A 17,486-nucleotide genomic window follows, 5' to 3' on the forward strand; every position below is an offset into this window, starting at 1 on the left:
CACCATTAGGGACGGCCTGAGTGTTGCACCTATGTCCCTTTCATCCGGGATCGGAAGCGTTTCCTTGGCGAACAGCTCGATTAGCCCGGCTGCCAATGCCCCGATCGAACTCCAGCCAAGGTCCGGTTCCCGGTCAGCCCGGCATCGTGGGATCCTGGGTTCCTGGCTTCCGTAAGGCCTCGACCTCTTCAGAAAGGCGATCTTTGATCTCGTCGTGCGCGTCCGATGCAACCGCGACCACGTGCTGGTAGGCGTTTGAAGCGATAGCGGTGCCTTGGTCGACAAGTTCAGAGGTCTCTGCGCTTATCGCCTCCTTTGTCGCATCCGACGCTTCGCCAGCCAGTTCATCTTCAATTTCGGTGCTCGGAAGCGCTGCGCCGATCGCGGCTCCGACTGCAAAGGCTAACGCGCCGCCGACCAGCGGTTGATCGCGGAACTGGTGGAGGATCATTGCATTGAGCTTGTTTGTCTGCTCATGCAGGTTCGTTACAGCCGAAGAGGTCTGGTCGGCGAGTACATTGGCCGTCCCCGTTGCGCGGTCGGACGCGCCTTGCACAGCGCTCTTTGCTTGCTCCCACTTTTCCGCGGCCCAACCGGACGCAGCGTCCAGCAATGCTCCCGTCTCATCGACAATCTGGTCGACCCGCTTGCCGCTGGCATCGACGAAACCGCGATAGGTCTTGCCGCTTTCATCGACAAAATGACCCGCCCGGCGGCCGGTTTCGTCGGTCAGGGCCTTCAGCGTTCTGCCGGTGCTATCGGAAAAATGACTGTAGCGGACGCCGTCGACGGAGGTGGGCGGCCCAAGGCGGCGCACAGGCCCCTGAACGGGATAGAGGTCATATTCGGGCTCGACGGTCGTCGTTGATCCCATCGCTGATGCAGGGTTGCCTTTGGCCATCAGCCAGGCGAGACTAACGCCCATTAGCGCCACGGGAAGCGGATTTTCCTTTAGCGCTCGGCCGAGGTTCCCGACGAACTCGCTGCCGCCGCTATTTTTGGCGTAAGCAATAACCTCGTCCACCAGTTGGCCAGGCGACATTCGCTCCTGGATCTCGTTGATCCGTTCCCCAAGGCGCTGGCGATCTTGATCGATTTCTCGCTGAAGCTCTAGCGACGTTTTGTCTGAAGACGTTTCCATCAGAGTTTGTCCTTCACGATTTGCACGTCTCGACGAAGCGACGTGGTGGTGCGCGCAAGCGTCAGATTGCTGCGACGGAAGCTGGCAAGGCCTCGCCTGATCATGATCCAAGCAATGAGACCGATCACCACGCTGACGATAATTGAAGCGAGCGCACTGGCCGTAGGCTCAGCGAACCCTTGCGCCACGAACAGCGCCGCGACGCCACTGACGACCGCGCTCAACAGCACGCCAATCGCTCCGATCGCCAGGATCGTTCCTATGAGCAGGATTTCGACGCCGCTCAAAGCAGCCGACAGCTTCTCCGATGCTTCGGTTTTGGCGAGGTCGATCTCCTTGCGCAGAAGACCAGCAACGTCATTCAAAAGACCGCCGATCAATTCGGCCAATGGTGTGTTTTCTGATGTCTTAGCCATTTTGATCATCCTTGCTTCCCGAAGCGAATACTTGAGCTGGTGGAGCAAGCGTCCGAACTCTGTCGGCGCGTTTGGCGGAGGCGGTCAGAAAGCGGCTTGCGGTCAACCCGGCAAGGGCCGCGATTCCCAGAAATGCAATCGGTTGCCTGCGGCCGAAATCCTCAGCCAGCACAGCCATCTCGTCGAGGTTCTTGCCCTCTACCCGCCTTGCCGCACTGGCAACGCTGCGGCCGAGCTGCCGAGCGTAGCGGCCAACGTGCCGTTGGTCCGAGCGCTCCAGTTCCGCCCCGACCTTCTCGAGTGCCATTGCAACGCCGCTCATCTGGCGAGCGGCAAAGTGCGCCTGCTCGGAAACTGCTTCCTTTGCCTTTTCCAGGCCGGTTGCGGATGTCTCCTTCACCAGCTGCTGGGTTGAACGGATATCGTCGCTGATCTTGTCTTTCAGCTCAGTGGTCGGAGAGGCGCTCGCAGGCCGGCTGCGTTCTCCTTCCGGTGCGGAAAATTCGTCAGCCATTGAGGCCTCCCTGACTTGGAATGTTCGTGAGCGCCGAACCGCGATCTTCGGGCATTGTTCCAGCAGAGTGAGAAGTTCCTCAGCTTGCTTCCTCAGTGGGCGAGGAGCACCCAGCCTTCCAATGCGGCGGTTGTGACACACGAGCATGGGGGCGTCACGGCAACGGATCCGAGCTTCTCCTAAAGCCGATGCTGGCGTCGAGAGCGCTAACCGCAGCCAAACAGATTATGCCGCTAAGACAACGGCCGCCATCGCGATCGCGCATGCGAGCCCGAGGAGGTTGAGACCCAGCGAAATGAATTCCGTCATCTCTTGCCGGTGATGACGGCAATGCTCGGCAGTGCCCAGCACCGCAACAGCTCCTCCCAGCATCCAGCACGTCAGCGTCATCGCGCCCAGAAGCAAAGCTAAATTCATCACATTTCTTGTCCCTTTACCTGATTCTTTGAACCATCGAACCGTCACGTCTTCGGTTTTGTTCCGGCCGTTCGCGCTTCGTTCGACAAACACGTCCTGTGGTCATGTCTGATAGACGGGGCGGTCGGGCCGTTATCTCGCCGTGCCGCGATACCAGTTTTCCGGGAGACGCCGACATCATCTCCGACAAAAGCAATCCTTAGGGGCATCAATAACGAAAGCCGGAGCGCTCGCGTGTTGATGATGGAACTAACCGCTTTGGCGATGGTTCGGCGAGCTCCTGAGGTCTCCAGCACAGGGGAATTCCTTTGAACGAGCTGCATCATGAGTTCCTGCTGCGAAGCGATTTTTCGCCGGTGCCCCAGCAGGACGAGCGGCTTAAGCCAACGCCTGCGTCGCTGTCGGCGGTCGGTTGCGAAAATCTTGAGACGGCTCGGCCGCCTTGCCCATTGGTGGTCGATCTGGACGGCACCCTGGTGCGGTCGGATCTTCTGATCGAAACCGCCTTTTCCGAGCTCAGCCACCGGCCTTACTCGGCTGTGGATCTCGTCAGCGCCCTGTGCGGCGGGAAAGCCCGTCTGAAGCACCGCCTTTCCCAGCCCGTGGACTTCGATCCAGCTATCCTTCCTTATGACGAGGAAGTGTTGAAGGTGATCCGCACAGCAAGGGAGGAGGGACGGCCAATCTATCTTGCGTCGGCGAGCCATGAGCGTCTTGTTTCCGCGGTCGCCGAACATCTCGGCCTCTTCACCGGTTGGTTTGCGACCAGCGAAACATCGAACTGCGCTGCCGATGTCAAAGCGGAAAAACTTGTTGCGGCGTTCGGCGAAGGCGGGTTCGACTATATCGGCAATGATGCGGCGGACCTTCCTGTTTGGCGTCATGCCGCCAAATCCTACGCCATACGAACATCCCACGCAGTCGCGCAAAAGCTCACACGACAGTGCGCCAACGTCCAATATCTCTCGCACGACAAAGCGACCTGGCGGACCTGGGCGCGGCTGCTGCGTGTGCATCAGTACGTCAAGAACGGCCTGGTCTTTGTCCCGCTTCTGATAAACCAGCTGTTCGACGTCCACAGCATAGTCAGCGCCGGCCTGGCGTTCCTCGCATTCTCACTCTGTGCTTCCGGCGTCTATGTCCTCAATGATCTGGTGGATCTCCAGGACGACCGCGGCCATCGCACAAAATGCCGCAGGCCTCTCGCTTGCGGGGAGATTCCGCTCTCGGACGCTATTGTCGTAATCCCAATCCTCCTTCTCCTGTCGCTTGCCGTCGCCGTCATGGTGACGCCAGGATTCGTGCTTGTGTTGGCGGGGTATTTCGCCTTGACCACCGCCTATTCATTCTTTTTCAAGCGCAAGATGATCCTCGACGTTGTGGCACTCGCGTCTCTTTACACGACGCGAGTGATCGGAGGGGCCGCCGCGCTCTCGGTCTGGCCATCGCCTTGGCTGCTGGCCTTCATGATGAGCTGGTTCCTCTCGCTTGCGCTGGTCAAGCGATACACAGAGCTTATCGGACGTCGCACCGCGCGCCTGCCGGACTCGAAGGGCCGGGACTACCGGAAGGCCGACATCGGCATGGTGGGTGCCTTGGCCGCGGGAGCGGGGATGAACGCGCTGACGCTGTTTGCCCTCTACGCCGCAAGCGATAACGCGCAGGACATCTATGCCCGGCCGGGAATGCTATGGCTCGCGGGGCCGATACTCGCGTGCTGGATCGCGCGCATTCTCATGCTCGCCCATCGCGGGCAAATGCACGATGATCCGGTTGTCTTTGCCATCAAGGACAAAGTCAGTCTCGCCACGTTGGGTGCAGCCAGCATATTCGTCATGGCCGCGATGTGAGGTGGCCCACATGGTTCGGCAGTTCCGGCAGCAAAGCAGTTCTAGCAGCGTCACGGCCCGCTATGTCGCCTTCGCGGTGCTCTCTACCATCGCCAATTTCGCAGTGCAGGCAATCGTTCTGCAAATAGCGCCCTGGTCGAGCCTGATGCCATCGATCCTCGCCGGCACCGCCGCGGGCTTCGCCTTGAAATATGTTCTCGACAAGAAATGGATCTTTTTCGACCGCTACACCTCGCATGGTGAGGAACTGTCGAAGGTGGTGCTGTACGGCCTGTTCAGCGTGCTGACGACGCTCATATTCTGGGGGTTCGAAATTGCCTTCTGGACAATCTGGAAGACGGAACTTGCCAAATACACCGGTGGAGCGATCGGATTGGCGATCGGCTATATCTCCAAATACACTCTCGACCGGAAATTCGTCTTCAAACCAGGGGAGGCGTGACGGACCGATGGAGGGGTGGGGACGCTATCCGCGCCATGAGAGCGAGGTAATGGACTGCCGATCGCCGGAGGCGCTTGGCGGGATTGTGGCATCGCGCGCGGGGCTGATCGCTCGCGGCAACGGCCGCTCCTACGGTGATGCTGCGATCGGCGAGCATTCCACCTTGATGTGTGCTGGATTGAACCGGATGAAAAGGTTCGATGCCACCGATCGTGTCCTCACCGTGGAGGGCGGCATCATGCTATCCGACGTCCTGCGCTCGCTGGTGCCGAGGGGCTACTTCCCGCCGGTGGTCCCCGGCACGAAGTTCGTCACGATCGGCGGCATGGTCGCATCGGACGTTCACGGCAAGAACCATCATCGCGACGGCGGTTTCGGCGATCACGTCAGCGAACTCAAATTGGTGGGCGCCGGCGGCGAGATCCTCACCTGCAGCCGCACGCAGAATGCGGAGCTTTTTGAAGCGACGGTCGGCGGGATGGGTCTCACAGGAATCATCGCCGAGGTCAGCTTTCCTATGCGGCCGATCGAAACGGGCTGGATCGCGCAGAAGACGACAGTCGCGGAGAATCTCGGCAAAGCATTGGAGGCGCTGCGGCAATCGGAGGACGCCACCTATTCGGTCGCCTGGATCGATTGCCTGTCGAAAGGCGCTTCCCTCGGACGTTCATTGATTTTTGCCGGCGAGCACGCGACGCCGGATCAGGTCGCCGCGATGCCAAAGGCAGATCTCTTCCCTTCGCCGAACAACGCGTCGCTTTCCCTGCCGTTCGACATGCCGGCTTGGCTATTGAACAAGGCGAGCGTGACCGCCTTCAACGAGCTCTATTTCCGGTCAGGTATCCGCAAGGCGGCCAAGCCCTCGTTGGTCCATTGGGATGAATACTTCTTTCCTCTCGACCGCATCCTTCAATGGAACAGACTTTACGGCAAACGAGGCTTTCTCCAGCATCAATGCATGGTACCGGACGCCGAGGCGCTGCCGGTTCTCACCAGCATCCTCGACCGTTTCGCGCATTCGGGCAAAGGTTCATTTCTTGCCGTTCTTAAAAAGCTGCGAGGCAGTGCAGGCCTGCTCTCCTTTGCCGCTCCGGGCTATACACTCGCACTCGACCTCCCGGCCACGCAAGAGGTGTTGCGGCTGCTCGGCGAAATCGACGAGCTGGTTGTCAAGGTAGGGGGACGCCTCTATCTGGCCAAGGATGCGCGCCAGTCCCGCCATACATTCGAAGCCGGGTACCCCAGGCTTGATGCGTTCAAAGAGCTGCGGAGAGCAACTGAAGCCGATCGTCGTTTCAATTCCCGCTTGGCAAAAAGGCTCGGCATATGAAGGGCTTCGGCAAGACACTGCTCATGGTCGGCGCGACCTCGGATATTGGCCGGGCGACGGCAATTGCCTATGCCGAGGCAGGTTGGGCCATACATTTGGCGGGGCGGACGCTGGCAGCCGTTCAACGTGAAGCCGACGACATCGCTGCACGGACTGGAGCAGCTGTCACGGTTCACGAACTCGATATCCTCCAAACAGCTCGCTTCAACGCCTTCCTCAACGCTGTGTCGCCCTTGCCCGACACGGTGGTCTGCGTCGTCGGCGAACTCGGTGAGCAGTCTCGGGCTGAACAGGAGCTCGAATATGCCGCCATGGTCATGCGCACGAATTTCGAGGGTCCGGCTTTGCTTCTTGGTCTTCTGGCTGAGCGCTTCGCGGCGCGCGGATCGGGCACGATCGTGGGAACGAGCTCTGTCGCCGGCGATCGCGGACGCGCGTCGAACTATGTCTATGGCGCCGCCAAAGCCGGCCTGACCGCCTTTCTGTCCGGGCTGAGGAACAGGATGTCCCGGTCCGGCGTGCGCGTCGTGACCGTGAAGCCCGGCTTTGTTCGCACGCGGATGACCGACGGGATGAAGCTCCCTCCGTTTCTCACCGCGGAACCTCAGGAAGTGGCGCGAAAGATCTTTGCTGTTGCCGAGGGCAGCAGCAGTGACGTCGTCTACGTCAGAGGGATCTGGCGTCCGCTCATGACGGTCATCCGGTCAATCCCAGAGTCCATCTTCAAGAGGTTGCGGCTGTGACGGAACACTCAAATCGGGCGGCCTACGCAGCCACCGGAACTGGAGCTGGTGCCCATAGGCCACCTAGAACCTGGGCACGGCGACTGCTCTCTGCAGACGTCGCAATCATCGTCATCGCCTTGCTCTGTGCAGCTATGCTCGCACTGCCGGGAAGAACCATCAACGCCGCCTTCATCAATGACGTGCTGATCTTCATCGATGGTGCGCATCGCATCGACTTTGGTCAGGTGCCGAACCACGATTTCCACACGGCGCTCGGGCCCCTCGTCTTTTACATTCCAGCTGCGGGATACTTTCTGTCAGGGAATTTCGGGGCTGCCATCCCACTGGGGATGGCTATCGTGCTCGTCGCTTTCACCCCTGTGATGGTCCGTATCCTGGGGTCGCGCTTGAGCCCTCCATTGGCTGCAGCACTCGGCATATTCCTGGTTCTCATTCTCGCGGCTCCGATCAATCTCGGCAGTTCCATCTGGTATCCTTCCTTTGCGATGTTCTATAACCGCATCGGTTGGGTCGCTCTGGGACTGTTGCTGGTGATGTACCTGGCGCCGCAGTCCCCGAACAGGCGCAACGATATCGCCGATGCTCTCGCAACCGCCTTCCTTCTGCTTGTCTCGTTTTACACCAAGGCGACCTACGGGCTTGCCGGGACCGGCCTGCTCTTGATCATTCTCCCGGATCGGCAGCAACGCCGCTGGGTCGTGACAGCCCTGCTGCTGACAGGGCTGGCAATGGTCGCTATCGAATTCTTCTGGCGCGGAACTGTCCAGCACATTGAGGATCTGCGGGCGGCGGCGCGCGTCAGCGGCGGTCATGATATGGGCAGCATCCTGAAGAATCTGCGCGAGAACCTGTCCGATCTCACCGTATTCGCAGCCGTCGCTTCGCTCGCCATCTGGCAAAGCCGCAGCCCGCGAGATCTCATCTTTTGTGGGTTTTGCTTAGGCGCCGGTGTGGCGCTCATCAATCAGAACGCCCACAGCTGGGGCATCATCACGCTCTATTGCGGGGCAACGGTGCTGGCGCAGAAGGCGGCCTGGTTTCGACCGGGCGGCACGGCGCCGGCGGGACGTTTGGCTCGTCCTGCGGGCGCCCTGCCGCTGCTCGTCGTCTTGTTCCTGTTGCCCCCGATCGTGCACCACAGCGCGGCCCTGGCCCTTCATACGACGCTCGCGGCCGAGAAAGCGGGGCAGTCTCTCGGGCTGCCGCAATTCGACGATGTCCGGGAGGTCGATCCGCCGGGCGGCGAGCCCGATTTCATCAGGCGCTACCTCGACAACATTGTCAGCGGCGGCGCGCTTCTTCAGTCTTTGCCGATTCCAGCCGAACGGATTTTCGTCCTCGATTTCGCAAACCCGTTCTCTGCCGGACTCGGCGTTCCCCCGCCCACCGGCGACACAGCGTGGCTCCACTGGAACCGCAATATCAATGAAAAGGCCTACATCCCGCCGGAGGTGCTCTTTGCCGACGTCAAGATCGTCATGGTGCCCAAAACCGGCATCAACAGCCTGCCGCTGCAGGAACTGTATGGCCCGTTCCTTTCGGCCAATTTCGATGTGATGCGGAAGACACCCGAATGGACGATCTATCAATGGCGCAAGGCCAAGGCGCAAAGTGAGGCACGGTGACGCAAGCATCGACGTCGATGCCGGAGAAAGATACATTGCGACCGGCCGTTCAGTTGAACTGGTGGCGTGCCACTGTCTGCAGCATTGGATTGCTCCTTGCCGGCCTGCTCTCTCTGCCCGGCGGGACGGCCACGACAAAATACGTCAACGACCTTTTCGTTTTCCTGGATGGCGCACATCGCATCGCGGCCGGGCAGTTGCCGAATGTCGACTTCCACACATCTCTCGGGCCACTCACCTTCTATATCCCGGCTCTCGGCTACGCCCTGTCCGGTAGCATGGGCGCCGCAATGCCAGTGGGGATGTCGCTGCTCATCCTCTTCCTTTCGCTCGTTGCAGCAGAAGTGGTCGGCAGCCGGATGCATTGGGCGTTCGGGCTGCCGCTGGCAACCTTTCTGCTTCTGGTGGTCGCGGCGCCTGCCAACCCAGGGGAGCGGATCGGAGAGCTCAGCTTTGCCATGTTCTACAACCGGATCGGGTGGGCATCTCTCGGCCTGCTTTTGGTTATGTACCTGCGCCGCTTGCCGGGCGCCTCCAGCGGCAAATCGGCCGACGCCGCATGCGCCAGCTTCCTCGTTCTGGTGATGCTTTATACGAAGGTCACCTATGGTGTGGTGGGCCTTGCTTTCCTGGTGTTCATGCTTTTCGACCGTCGCCAGATCGGCTGGGTCACGCTCGCGTTTGGGCTCGTCGCTGCCAGCATCCTGGTGATCGAATTGGTCTGGGGTGGCGGGGTCAAGTACCTCCTCGACATTAGTCTTGCGGGGAAGAATAGCGGCGGCCTCCCGACGATGACGGCTCTCGGTCACGTGGTGCGAACTAATCTCGCCGACCTTCTTGCTTACCTGGCTGTCGCCATCATCCTTTTCATCCTGACGCCAAGCTATCGGCATCTGCTCTTCGTTGGCTTCAGCATCGCCACCGGAATCCTCCTGATCGAGCAGAACTTCCAATTCTTTGGGATCCTGACGCTCGGCGCAAGCGCCGCCGTGTTGTCGGAGAGTCTCTTTCGGACAGAGCTTCGCTGCCGGTATGCAAGAGCCCGCATCGCCCTGCCGCTGCTGTCAGCGTTCCTGCTAATACCGGCCGCGGTCACCAATGCAGTGTCGCTCGCCATTCATGCCTATTATACGGCCGGCGAACGAGGCGAAGCCATTCGGCTGCCCGCCTTTTCCGAGATTCGGCTGGTGCAGATGTGGAGCGCCGGCCAATACGAATATTTTCGGGACTACAACCGCACACTTGCCGACGCATCCGCAGCCCTTTCCCAATTGAATGCCGGGTCTGAGCGCGTCGCCGTCCTAGACTTCGTAAATCCGTTTTCCGCCGGCCTGGATCGCACGCCGCCGGCCGGCGACAGCGTCTGGTACCATTGGGGAAGGACGCTCGGGCCTGACTATCATCCAGCCGCAGAAGAGATGTTCGCCGACGTGGACCTGATTCTCGACCCGAAGTGGCCGATCGAGATCTGGACGGGAAACGGCATGCGGGACATTTATGCGCATTATATCGCCCGCCACTATGACCTGGTGCGGGAGACGGCCGATTGGCGCATCTACCGCAAGAACGCTTCTCGAACTGAAGCAGATCGTCTTCCACGTTCGGAGATGACGAGCGACCGACCAAAACCTGAATTTCGGCTTCATCGAGTGAGCGGCGGTTAAGGCTTCAATTGAAAAGGCACTACAGAGCGCGTCGGTTCGCCCATGATCCCTCGACGTTCATCTGCGCAAAGCACCGGACGGCTGCCACGGGTCAGAGATGCAAAGGCTCTAAAGGCGAAAAGCTCGTCGGCAGCCAGGTGCCGCCAACCGATCTTTGGCCGCAACTCCGTCGCGCGGAACCCGTTAAGGCGGCCAAAGTTCGGTGACGGTTCAAGCCAATCGCACCAGGGTTTTCCGAATTTAAACCGGAACTGACCTCCGCGCTTGATCAAGACATAACGCTCACCCGCTTCAAGCATCAGGGCGGCTGGGAAGTTGCTCTGATGATGCATGGTCTCGGAGATGCGAAACGAACGCGGTACCAGCCCGACCACCCAGGCCGCCGAAGGCCTCACGCCAGCGTTAGCGAAGAACATCGACGCGATCATGCAGCGCCGCCGCGAGAACAAGCGAGCAGCGTCCCGGCAAGAGCGTGCTGCTGAATTGATCAGCCGCTTCGCGGGATCGATGCTTTTCGTTTACATTCACCTTGTTTTCTACAGCGTCTGGATTGCCATAAATCTCGCCTGGATCCCAGCGATCGTGCCTTGGGATCCGTCATTGGTTATCCTGGCGATGGAGGCATCAGTCGAAGCTATTTTCCTTTCGACGTTTGTCCTGATCAACCAAAACCGAATGGCAGCCGAGAACGACATCCGTGCAGATCTCGATCTCCAGGTGAGCTTGTTGAATGAACATGAAACAACCCGTCTGATCTCTATGGTCGAGGCAATCGCAAGAAAGCTCGAGGTTGCGACCGAAGCGGATGCCGAAGTTGATGAGTTGAAAAGGGACGTCGCGCCAGTTGCAGTGCTTGATCGAATTAAGGCGACCAGCAAGGAATAGGCTGCTGCCGCACTAACGTTTACCCACACAATAGATGCCGTCGATCGCCGCCGCGACTGCGACGAATTCTTCGCAGGCGGCATCGAAGCGCTGGCCTTGCGCGAGCTTTCTTGCCCAGTCCACAGCGGCCCGCCCACCCCATTCATCCGGCGGCAGGGCCAGGGCCTGACGGGATGTACCAGACAGCCTTGTGGCAGTGAAATCGTAGAAAGACCCGTCGACATTTCTGAACGAGGCACCTCCCTCGGTTCCGTAGAAATCGGCGCCGATCACGGCGTCGCAGCCGGCCTGAAGCCGCCAGGAACATGTCAAGCGAATGACTTCACCACCGGAAAGCGTGAGCGTCGCGGCGGCGAAATCCTCGACCTGAGTGCCACTTGCAAGTCTGTCGCCACCCGCCCTTAGCTCGCTGGTGACGGCGACGACGGACGGAAAGCCGAGAGACCATAGAGCCAAATCGATAAGATGGACTCCGAGATCGATGAGGCAGCCACCGCCGGACTGGTTCTTGTCGTAGAACCAGGGTTTGTCGGGGCCGTAGGCATTATGGAAGGTCAGATCCGCCGCGAATACCTTGCCAAGAGCATTGGAGTGGATGAGGTCTCGGATCTGCTGCATGCCGCGCGTATGGCGATAAGAAAGGTCGACGCCAAGCAATCTGTCAGCCGCTCTTGCAGCGTCGACAACGGCCTGCACTTCGGATTCCGACCGGCCAAGCGGCTTTTGGCAGAAGACCGCGAGACCGGCCTGGAGCGCGCGGATCGACTGCTCGGCGTGGCTTGCGCTTGGCGTCGCGATGACGATGCCGTCAAGCCCGTCGCCGAGCAGATCGTCCAGATCGGTTGCAATCCTCGCGTCAGGAGCAAGCGCCTTGGCCTCCGCCGCCATCTCCGGCGAGGGATCGGCGACGGCGGCGGCTTGCGCCAGGCCGCTGTCGAGGATTGCCTTCATCCGGTGCCGGCCGATCCATCCGACGCCGAGAAAGCCCAGCCTCAACGGTTTGACGGCATTGGCCGCCGGCATCGAAATCAACTCGTTCATGAATACTGGACCAGCGCTTTGAGAAAGCCATCGGGGCGGTCGCGCGTCGCATCGAGCGCTTCGTCCAGTCTTTCCAGAGGATAGCGATGCGTGTAGAGGGGCCCGGGATCGATCCGTCCCTGACGCACCGCTTCGATGGCGTCGCGAATGCCCTTGATATAGATGGCAGGATCGCGCTCATGGGCGTTGATGACATCGAGGCCGCGCCAGTTCCAAAGCTGCATGTTGACTTGCCGCGGGCCGTCCTGGTGATAACCTGCAATAATCAGCCTTCCCCGTTCCTTCACGAGCTCGCCTGCCAGGTCCAGCGGCCATTGTTTACCCACCGCTTCGATGACGCAGTCGCAGAATTTGCTGTCAGTCAGTTCTTTGACGCTTTCGATGACGCGCCAGTGATCGTCCATGGCAATGGTCTCGGCCGCACCCATCTGCCTCGCCACGTCAAGCGAATAGGGTCGCCGCGAGACAGCGATAACCCGTGCTCCCTGAGCGGTAGCGAGCTGTGTCAGGAGCGCGCCGAGAAAGCCGATGCCGATGATGGCAACCGTCTGCCCGCTTTCGATATTGCTGCGGCGAAAAATGTTCATCGCGCATCCGAGCGGCTCACCGGGAAACGGTTTGTCGTCCAATTCCCGAGGCAGCACTGCGACCATCGAGGCATCGGCGATGTCGTGCGTGGCATAGGCATGATAGGAGAGAACCGCGACCCGCTCTCCCACCTGTAGGTCCGTGACCTCGCTGCCCAAGGCATCGATGACGCCCCACCCTTCATGCCCCAGCCCGCCTGGTTCGGTGGGAAACGTCATCCATTCCGGCCCGGCCCATGGTGTGAGGTTGGAGGCGCAGACGCCGCAGCCCTGCAGTCTTACTCTGACCTGGCCAGGACCCGGTTTCGGCGTCGGCCGCATTTCGACTGACAGACGCCCGGGGCCGGTCACGACTGCGGCCCGCATGAGTTGAGCCGTGGGTATCGCAAAGTCCATGGGATGTCCTCCAATGTGGAGCCCCTCGAACTGCGCGCTTCCCAAAGAGTTCCGGTAGAAGTCAAAGAAGTCATTGATGATGAAGTCATAAAAGATGTCATTGATGAAGGAACTTTTCCATCGACGCTCGGTTCGGCCGCTGTCTCCGAAACAAATTCTTCAATGGAATGGGCCCAAGAATGATGATTTTGATTACCGGCGGATGCGGCTTCATCGGCCGCCATGTTGCTGAAGAACTTCTGCAAAATGGCTATGACGTACGCATCCTCGACGCCTTGATCGATCAGGTGCATGCGGATGCGGAAGTCAGCGTCCCCGAGGGCGCGGAGATCGTCCGCGGCGACGTGAGAGACAAGGATGCGGTGCGGGCGGCGCTCGTCGGTGTGGATGGCGTCATCCATCTTGCCGCCGAGGTTGGCGTCGGGCAATCGATGTACGAGATTGCCCGTTATGTCGGCAGCAACGACCTGGGAACGGCTGTTCTGCTCGAAGCCATGATCGATCTGCCGGTCCGGAAAATCGTCGTCGCCTCTTCCATGAGCGTTTATGGAGAAGGGCTTTACCTCACACCCGATGGCAGGCGGCTCGGCTATATCAGGCGTCGAATGCATCAGGTTAAAGGCGGCCAATGGGATCCGCTTGGCCCTGATGGCGAGCTGTTGACGCCGGTTGCGACCGATGAGGAAAAGCCCGTCGATCTTGCTTCCATCTATGCCCTGACGAAATACGCCCAGGAGAAGCAGGTCCTTATTTTCGGCGAGGCCTATGAGCGGGATGCCGTCGCCCTGCGTCTCTTCAACGTCTTCGGCGCGGGCCAGGCGCTTTCCAATCCCTACACCGGCGTGCTTGCAAATTTCGCCTCGCGCCTCGCCAACGGGCAGCCGCCGATGATTTTCGAGGATGGAAAGCAGCGGCGCGATTTCGTCCATGTGCGCGACGTAGCAACGGCCTTCCGCCTGGCACTGGAAAAACCGGCGGCTTCCGGTCATGTGATCAATGTCGGCAGCGGCCAGGCTTATACGATCGCCGATGTGGCAACACTTCTGGCCGACGCCATGGGAACGCCGGAGATCGGTCCCGATATCATGAACCAGGCGCGCTCCGGAGATATCCGCAATTGTTTTGCCGATATCTCGAAGGCGCGCGAACTGCTCGGTTTCAAACCCAAATATCGTCTTGAGAATTCACTCGGCCCATTCGCCGAGTGGGTGCGGCAGACGGGTGCGGTCGATCGCGGCGCAGAGATGAAGCGGCAGCTCGAAGAGCGGGGATTGGTTTCATGAGCAAAACCGGTCCGCGATCATTGAAAAAGCAGGAAACGCGCCGCTTCGGCTTCGTCGAATGGTTCCGGCCGGGGGAGCACGAGCGAACAGAGGCCGTGCTGCCGGACATTATCGCGAGCGGTGCCAGCTATCTGCGCACGCACCTGTCCTGGGCCGAATATCTCGCGCCCGGCGGTGAGGAATGGTTCGACTGGCTGATCCCGCGCGTCGGCGGTGAGATCGATCTTCTGCCCTGCATCCACTACACGCCGCCCTCTCTCTCCCGGACGGGCAGGTCGTCGGGGCCGCCGGTCGATCTGAAATCCTACGCCGATTTCGTCGATCACATCCTGACGCGCTACGGCCGCTATTTCCGTCATATCGAGCTGTGGAACGAACCGAACAACCTGCTCGACTGGGATTGGCGGCAGGACAGCGATTTTCTGCTGTTCTGCGAAATGATCGGCGGCGCTGCCTATTGGGCCAAGCAGAGAGGTTACAAGCCGGTGCTTGGCGGCCCTTGCCCATTCGATCCCTACTGGCTCAATCTGATGGGCGAACGTGGTGTGCTCGGCGTTATCGATGCCGTCGGCTTTCATGGTTTTCCCGGCACGTGGGACAGCGAGCAGGCGACCTGGGGCGGCTGGGACATGCATCTTGGCGAGATGCGCGAGATTATCGACCGCTACAGTGCCGACGCGCAGATCTGGATTACCGAAGCAGGCTATTCCACCTGGCGCAACGATGAGATCGAGCAGGCGCGGCGCTTCATCAAGGCGCTGAACGTGCCGGCCGACCGGATGTATTGGTATTCATGGCGAGATGTGCCGCCGGATGTGCCGGTTCAGGAGGGCCTATGGTTCGATCCGCGGCACTATCATCTCGGCGCGGTCAGCCATGACAACAAGCCAAAGCTGCTTGGCCGCCTTCTCATGGAGGGCGGACTCGGGCGACTGGAAGAGGTCACGGCGCTCGCCACCCCGCAAATCGCTGCCGGTGCCGCACCCGTCGTCGTCACCGGAGGAAGCGGGTTCGTCGGCTCCAACCTCGCAGATAGCCTGTTGAACGACGGGGAAGACGTCATCATTCTGGACAATCTGGGACGATCGGGTGTGGACCAGAACCTATCATGGCTGATCGAGCGGCATGGGGCGCGGGTGCATCCCGTCCTTGCCGATGTTCGCGACCTGATGGGAATAGAAGCGGCTTTCAAGGATGCCAAAGCCGTCTTTCACTATGCCGCCCAGACGGCGGTGACCACCAGCCTCATCGATCCGCTCGATGATTTCGAAACGAATGCTCGTGGCACCATCAATGTGCTGGAATCGGTCCGCAAGGCTGGAAAGCGGGCGCCGGTCATCTTCGCGAGCACCAATAAGGTCTATGGCGCTCTGGACGATCTTATGATGATCGAGCTCGACGACCGTTATCTTCCGGAAGACGAACTCGTCCGCATGCAGGGAATTGCTGAGGATCGGCCTCTCGATTTCTGCACGCCCTACGGCTGCTCGAAAGGTGTCGCCGACCAATATATTCTCGACTATGCCAAGTCCTTCGGGATACCGGCTGCGGTCCTGCGCATGAGCTGCATCTATGGGCCTCGCCAGTTCGGCACGGAGGACCAGGGCTGGGTGGCGCATTTCCTGATCCGAGCTCTCGCCGGAGAGGCCATTTCCATCTACGGCGACGGGAAGCAGGTGCGTGATATCCTCCACGTGGACGATGCCGTCGCCGCCTATCGATCCCTGCTCGCGAATATCGATCGCGCGGCCGGCAATGCCTTCAATCTCGGCGGAGGTCCCCGCAACGCCGTCAGCGTGCTGTCGGTGCTGCGCGAGATCGGGGAACTGACGGGGCGGCCCGTCGAAACGAGCTTCGGCCCGTGGCGCGCCGGCGATCAATTCTACTTCGTTGCCAATACGCAAAAACTCGAACGCGAAACCGGCTGGGAGGCCCGTATCGGATGGCGCGAGGGCCTGCGGCATCTCGCCGAATGGCTGATCGCCAATCGTTTCGGCGGCCGGCAGATCCGCAGGGAAAAGCGGAAGGTATCGGCATGATCCGACAAGGACGACACAAAGGGCGTTGCCGCGTGGTGATGACCCTCGATGCCGTGGGCGGTGTCTGGCGCTACGCCATGGATCTGGCTGCGGCGCTGAAGCCGCACAACGTCGATATGATCTTCGCGGGACTCGGGCCTGCTCCCAGCGCGGAAAAAGCGGCCGAGGCAGAGCGGATCGGCAAACTCGTCTGGCTGGACGCGCCACTCGACTGGATGGTTGAGGACGAGACGGCAATTGCGGGCGTCCCGCGGCGGATTGCCGATCTTGCGCGCAGCGAAGAGGCCGATCTCCTGCATCTCAATCTGCCCTCGCAGGCAGCGAACATTGAAACGGACCTGCCGCTCGTCGTGGCTTGCCATTCCTGTGTGGTCACATGGTTTGCCGCCGTTCGCGGCAGCCAGGTGCCGCGGGACTGGCAATGGCAATATCGGCTGAACCGGGCTGGCTTCGCGCGCGCGGACGCGGTGATTGCGCCGAGCCGCAGCCATGCCGAGGCGATGCAAGCGGCCTACGGGCGGATTGCCAATCTCCAGGTCGTTCTCAATGCAAGCGCTCTCGAGACGTCCGATGAACCGAAGCGAAACGTCGTTCTTGCCGCCGGCCGATGGTGGGATGAGGGGAAAAACGCCGCCGTGCTTGATGGCGCGGCACGCATGGCGCGCTGGCCGGTGGTAGCGGCCGGCGCGAGCAACGGCCCCAACGGGCAGTCCATGCAGTTTCGCCACGCCACCCATCGCGGCGAGCTTGCGCATCCGCAGATGGCAGCTGCCATCCGGAAGGCTGCCATCGTGGCTTCGCCTTCGATTTATGAGCCCTTCGGCCTTGCCGCGCTCGAAGGAGCGAGAGCGGGCGCAGCGCTGGTGCTGGCGGATATCCCAACCTATCGCGAGCTATGGGAGGGCGCCGCCCTGTTTGCCGACCCGCATCATCCCCAGGCCTTCGCCGACGCGTTCAACACGCTTGCAGATGATCCGCAGCGGCGTGCCGCGCTCGGGCTCAAGGCGCGCGAGCAATCTGCGCGCTTCAGTCCCGATGCTCAAGCGGAGGCGATGTGTCGGATTTACTCCGACATGTTTGACCGCCCCTTTTCAGCAGCAGCGGAGTGAT

Annotated in this window: 17 protein-coding genes; 11 read left to right on the forward strand and 6 right to left on the reverse strand. The window is 60.6% G+C overall.

The features are described 5' to 3' along the window. Positions 1 to 133: 133 nt before the first annotated feature. The 4 genes from ATY76_RS29820 to ATY76_RS29835 all read right to left on the reverse strand — a co-directional run bounded on the left by ATY76_RS29820 (position 134) and on the right by ATY76_RS29835 (position 2,581). Positions 134 to 1,141 carry a DUF3618 domain-containing protein gene (locus tag ATY76_RS29820; protein ID WP_088678231.1) on the reverse strand — a complete coding sequence of 336 codons (1,008 nt, stop codon included), beginning with the start codon at positions 1,139 to 1,141 and terminating at the stop codon, positions 134 to 136. After that, positions 1,141 to 1,557 (reverse strand): phage holin family protein, encoded by a 417-nt coding sequence (locus ATY76_RS29825; RefSeq protein WP_088678350.1) that lies wholly within the window; start codon positions 1,555 to 1,557, stop codon positions 1,141 to 1,143. The genes ATY76_RS29820 and ATY76_RS29825 overlap by 1 nt, the downstream gene beginning before the upstream one ends. Further along, positions 1,550 to 2,071, reverse strand: a complete 522-nt coding sequence (locus tag ATY76_RS29830; protein WP_088678351.1) for a nutrient deprivation-induced protein — start codon at positions 2,069 to 2,071, stop codon at positions 1,550 to 1,552. The genes ATY76_RS29825 and ATY76_RS29830 overlap by 8 nt, the downstream gene beginning before the upstream one ends. 225 nt (positions 2,072 to 2,296) lie before the next feature. Continuing rightward, entirely contained in the window at positions 2,297 to 2,581 is a 285-nt protein-coding gene (locus ATY76_RS29835; protein WP_245310155.1) for a hypothetical protein, read from the reverse strand. Between the two features lie 215 nt (positions 2,582 to 2,796). Here ATY76_RS29835 and ATY76_RS29840 point away from each other — a divergent pair, with 215 nt between their 5' ends. The 7 genes from ATY76_RS29840 (at position 2,797) to ATY76_RS29875 (ending at position 11,030) form a co-directional block, all read left to right on the forward strand. Then, entirely contained in the window at positions 2,797 to 4,338 is a 1,542-nt protein-coding gene (locus ATY76_RS29840) for a UbiA family prenyltransferase (RefSeq protein WP_088678233.1), read from the forward strand. A gap of 10 nt (positions 4,339 to 4,348) precedes the next feature. Continuing rightward, positions 4,349 to 4,780 (forward strand): GtrA family protein, encoded by a 432-nt coding sequence (locus ATY76_RS29845; RefSeq protein ID WP_088678234.1) that lies wholly within the window; start codon positions 4,349 to 4,351, stop codon positions 4,778 to 4,780. A 7-nt stretch (positions 4,781 to 4,787) separates the two neighbouring features. Further along, positions 4,788 to 6,110, forward strand: a complete 1,323-nt coding sequence (locus ATY76_RS29850; protein ID WP_088678235.1) for an FAD-binding oxidoreductase — start codon at positions 4,788 to 4,790, stop codon at positions 6,108 to 6,110. Next, positions 6,107 to 6,853, forward strand: a complete 747-nt coding sequence (locus tag ATY76_RS29855) for an SDR family oxidoreductase (protein WP_088678236.1) — start codon at positions 6,107 to 6,109, stop codon at positions 6,851 to 6,853. Before ATY76_RS29850 ends, ATY76_RS29855 begins: the two co-directional genes overlap by 4 nt. Positions 6,854 to 6,987: 134 nt before the next feature. Next, complete coding sequence (locus ATY76_RS29860) at positions 6,988 to 8,481, forward strand: hypothetical protein (protein WP_245310157.1); 1,494 nt, start codon at positions 6,988 to 6,990, stop codon at positions 8,479 to 8,481. Then, positions 8,478 to 10,145, forward strand: coding sequence for a hypothetical protein (locus ATY76_RS29865; RefSeq protein ID WP_245310159.1), 1,668 nt, complete (start codon positions 8,478 to 8,480; stop codon positions 10,143 to 10,145). The genes ATY76_RS29860 and ATY76_RS29865 overlap by 4 nt, the downstream gene beginning before the upstream one ends. A 330-nt stretch (positions 10,146 to 10,475) precedes the next feature. Further along, positions 10,476 to 11,030 carry a DUF1003 domain-containing protein gene (locus ATY76_RS29875; RefSeq protein ID WP_088678239.1) on the forward strand — a complete coding sequence of 185 codons (555 nt, stop codon included), beginning with the start codon at positions 10,476 to 10,478 and terminating at the stop codon, positions 11,028 to 11,030. 12 nt (positions 11,031 to 11,042) lie between these two features. Here ATY76_RS29875 and ATY76_RS29880 read toward each other — a convergent pair whose 3' ends face one another. Both ATY76_RS29880 and ATY76_RS29885 read right to left on the reverse strand, forming a co-directional pair. Beyond that, the gene (locus ATY76_RS29880) at positions 11,043 to 12,071 is read right to left on the reverse strand and encodes a Gfo/Idh/MocA family oxidoreductase (RefSeq protein WP_088678240.1); all 1,029 of its coding nucleotides are present in this window, start codon (positions 12,069 to 12,071) and stop codon (positions 11,043 to 11,045) included. After that, entirely contained in the window at positions 12,068 to 13,054 is a 987-nt protein-coding gene (locus ATY76_RS29885; RefSeq protein WP_088678241.1) for a zinc-binding dehydrogenase, read from the reverse strand. Before ATY76_RS29885 ends, ATY76_RS29880 begins: the two co-directional genes overlap by 4 nt. Positions 13,055 to 13,057: 3 nt before the next feature. Here ATY76_RS29885 and ATY76_RS33430 point away from each other — a divergent pair, with 3 nt between their 5' ends. From ATY76_RS33430 to ATY76_RS29900, 4 genes are read left to right on the forward strand one after another with little or no spacing between them, the layout of a single operon-like run. Further along, on the forward strand, positions 13,058 to 13,237 hold the full coding sequence (locus tag ATY76_RS33430; protein ID WP_141105060.1) for a hypothetical protein: 180 nt from the start codon (positions 13,058 to 13,060) through the stop codon (positions 13,235 to 13,237). Then, positions 13,234 to 14,337, forward strand: coding sequence for an NAD-dependent epimerase/dehydratase family protein (locus ATY76_RS29890; RefSeq protein ID WP_088678242.1), 1,104 nt, complete (start codon positions 13,234 to 13,236; stop codon positions 14,335 to 14,337). The genes ATY76_RS33430 and ATY76_RS29890 overlap by 4 nt, the downstream gene beginning before the upstream one ends. Then, the gene (locus ATY76_RS29895; protein ID WP_088678243.1) at positions 14,334 to 16,376 is read left to right on the forward strand and encodes an NAD-dependent epimerase/dehydratase family protein; all 2,043 of its coding nucleotides are present in this window, start codon (positions 14,334 to 14,336) and stop codon (positions 16,374 to 16,376) included. The genes ATY76_RS29890 and ATY76_RS29895 overlap by 4 nt, the downstream gene beginning before the upstream one ends. Next, complete coding sequence (locus ATY76_RS29900; RefSeq protein ID WP_088678244.1) at positions 16,373 to 17,485, forward strand: glycosyltransferase family 4 protein; 1,113 nt, start codon at positions 16,373 to 16,375, stop codon at positions 17,483 to 17,485. The genes ATY76_RS29895 and ATY76_RS29900 overlap by 4 nt, the downstream gene beginning before the upstream one ends. Position 17,486 lies beyond the last annotated feature (1 nt).

The sequence above is a fragment of the Rhizobium sp. R339 genome, from assembly GCF_002211395.1.
Taxonomy (GTDB): Bacteria; Pseudomonadota; Alphaproteobacteria; order Rhizobiales; family Rhizobiaceae; genus Rhizobium.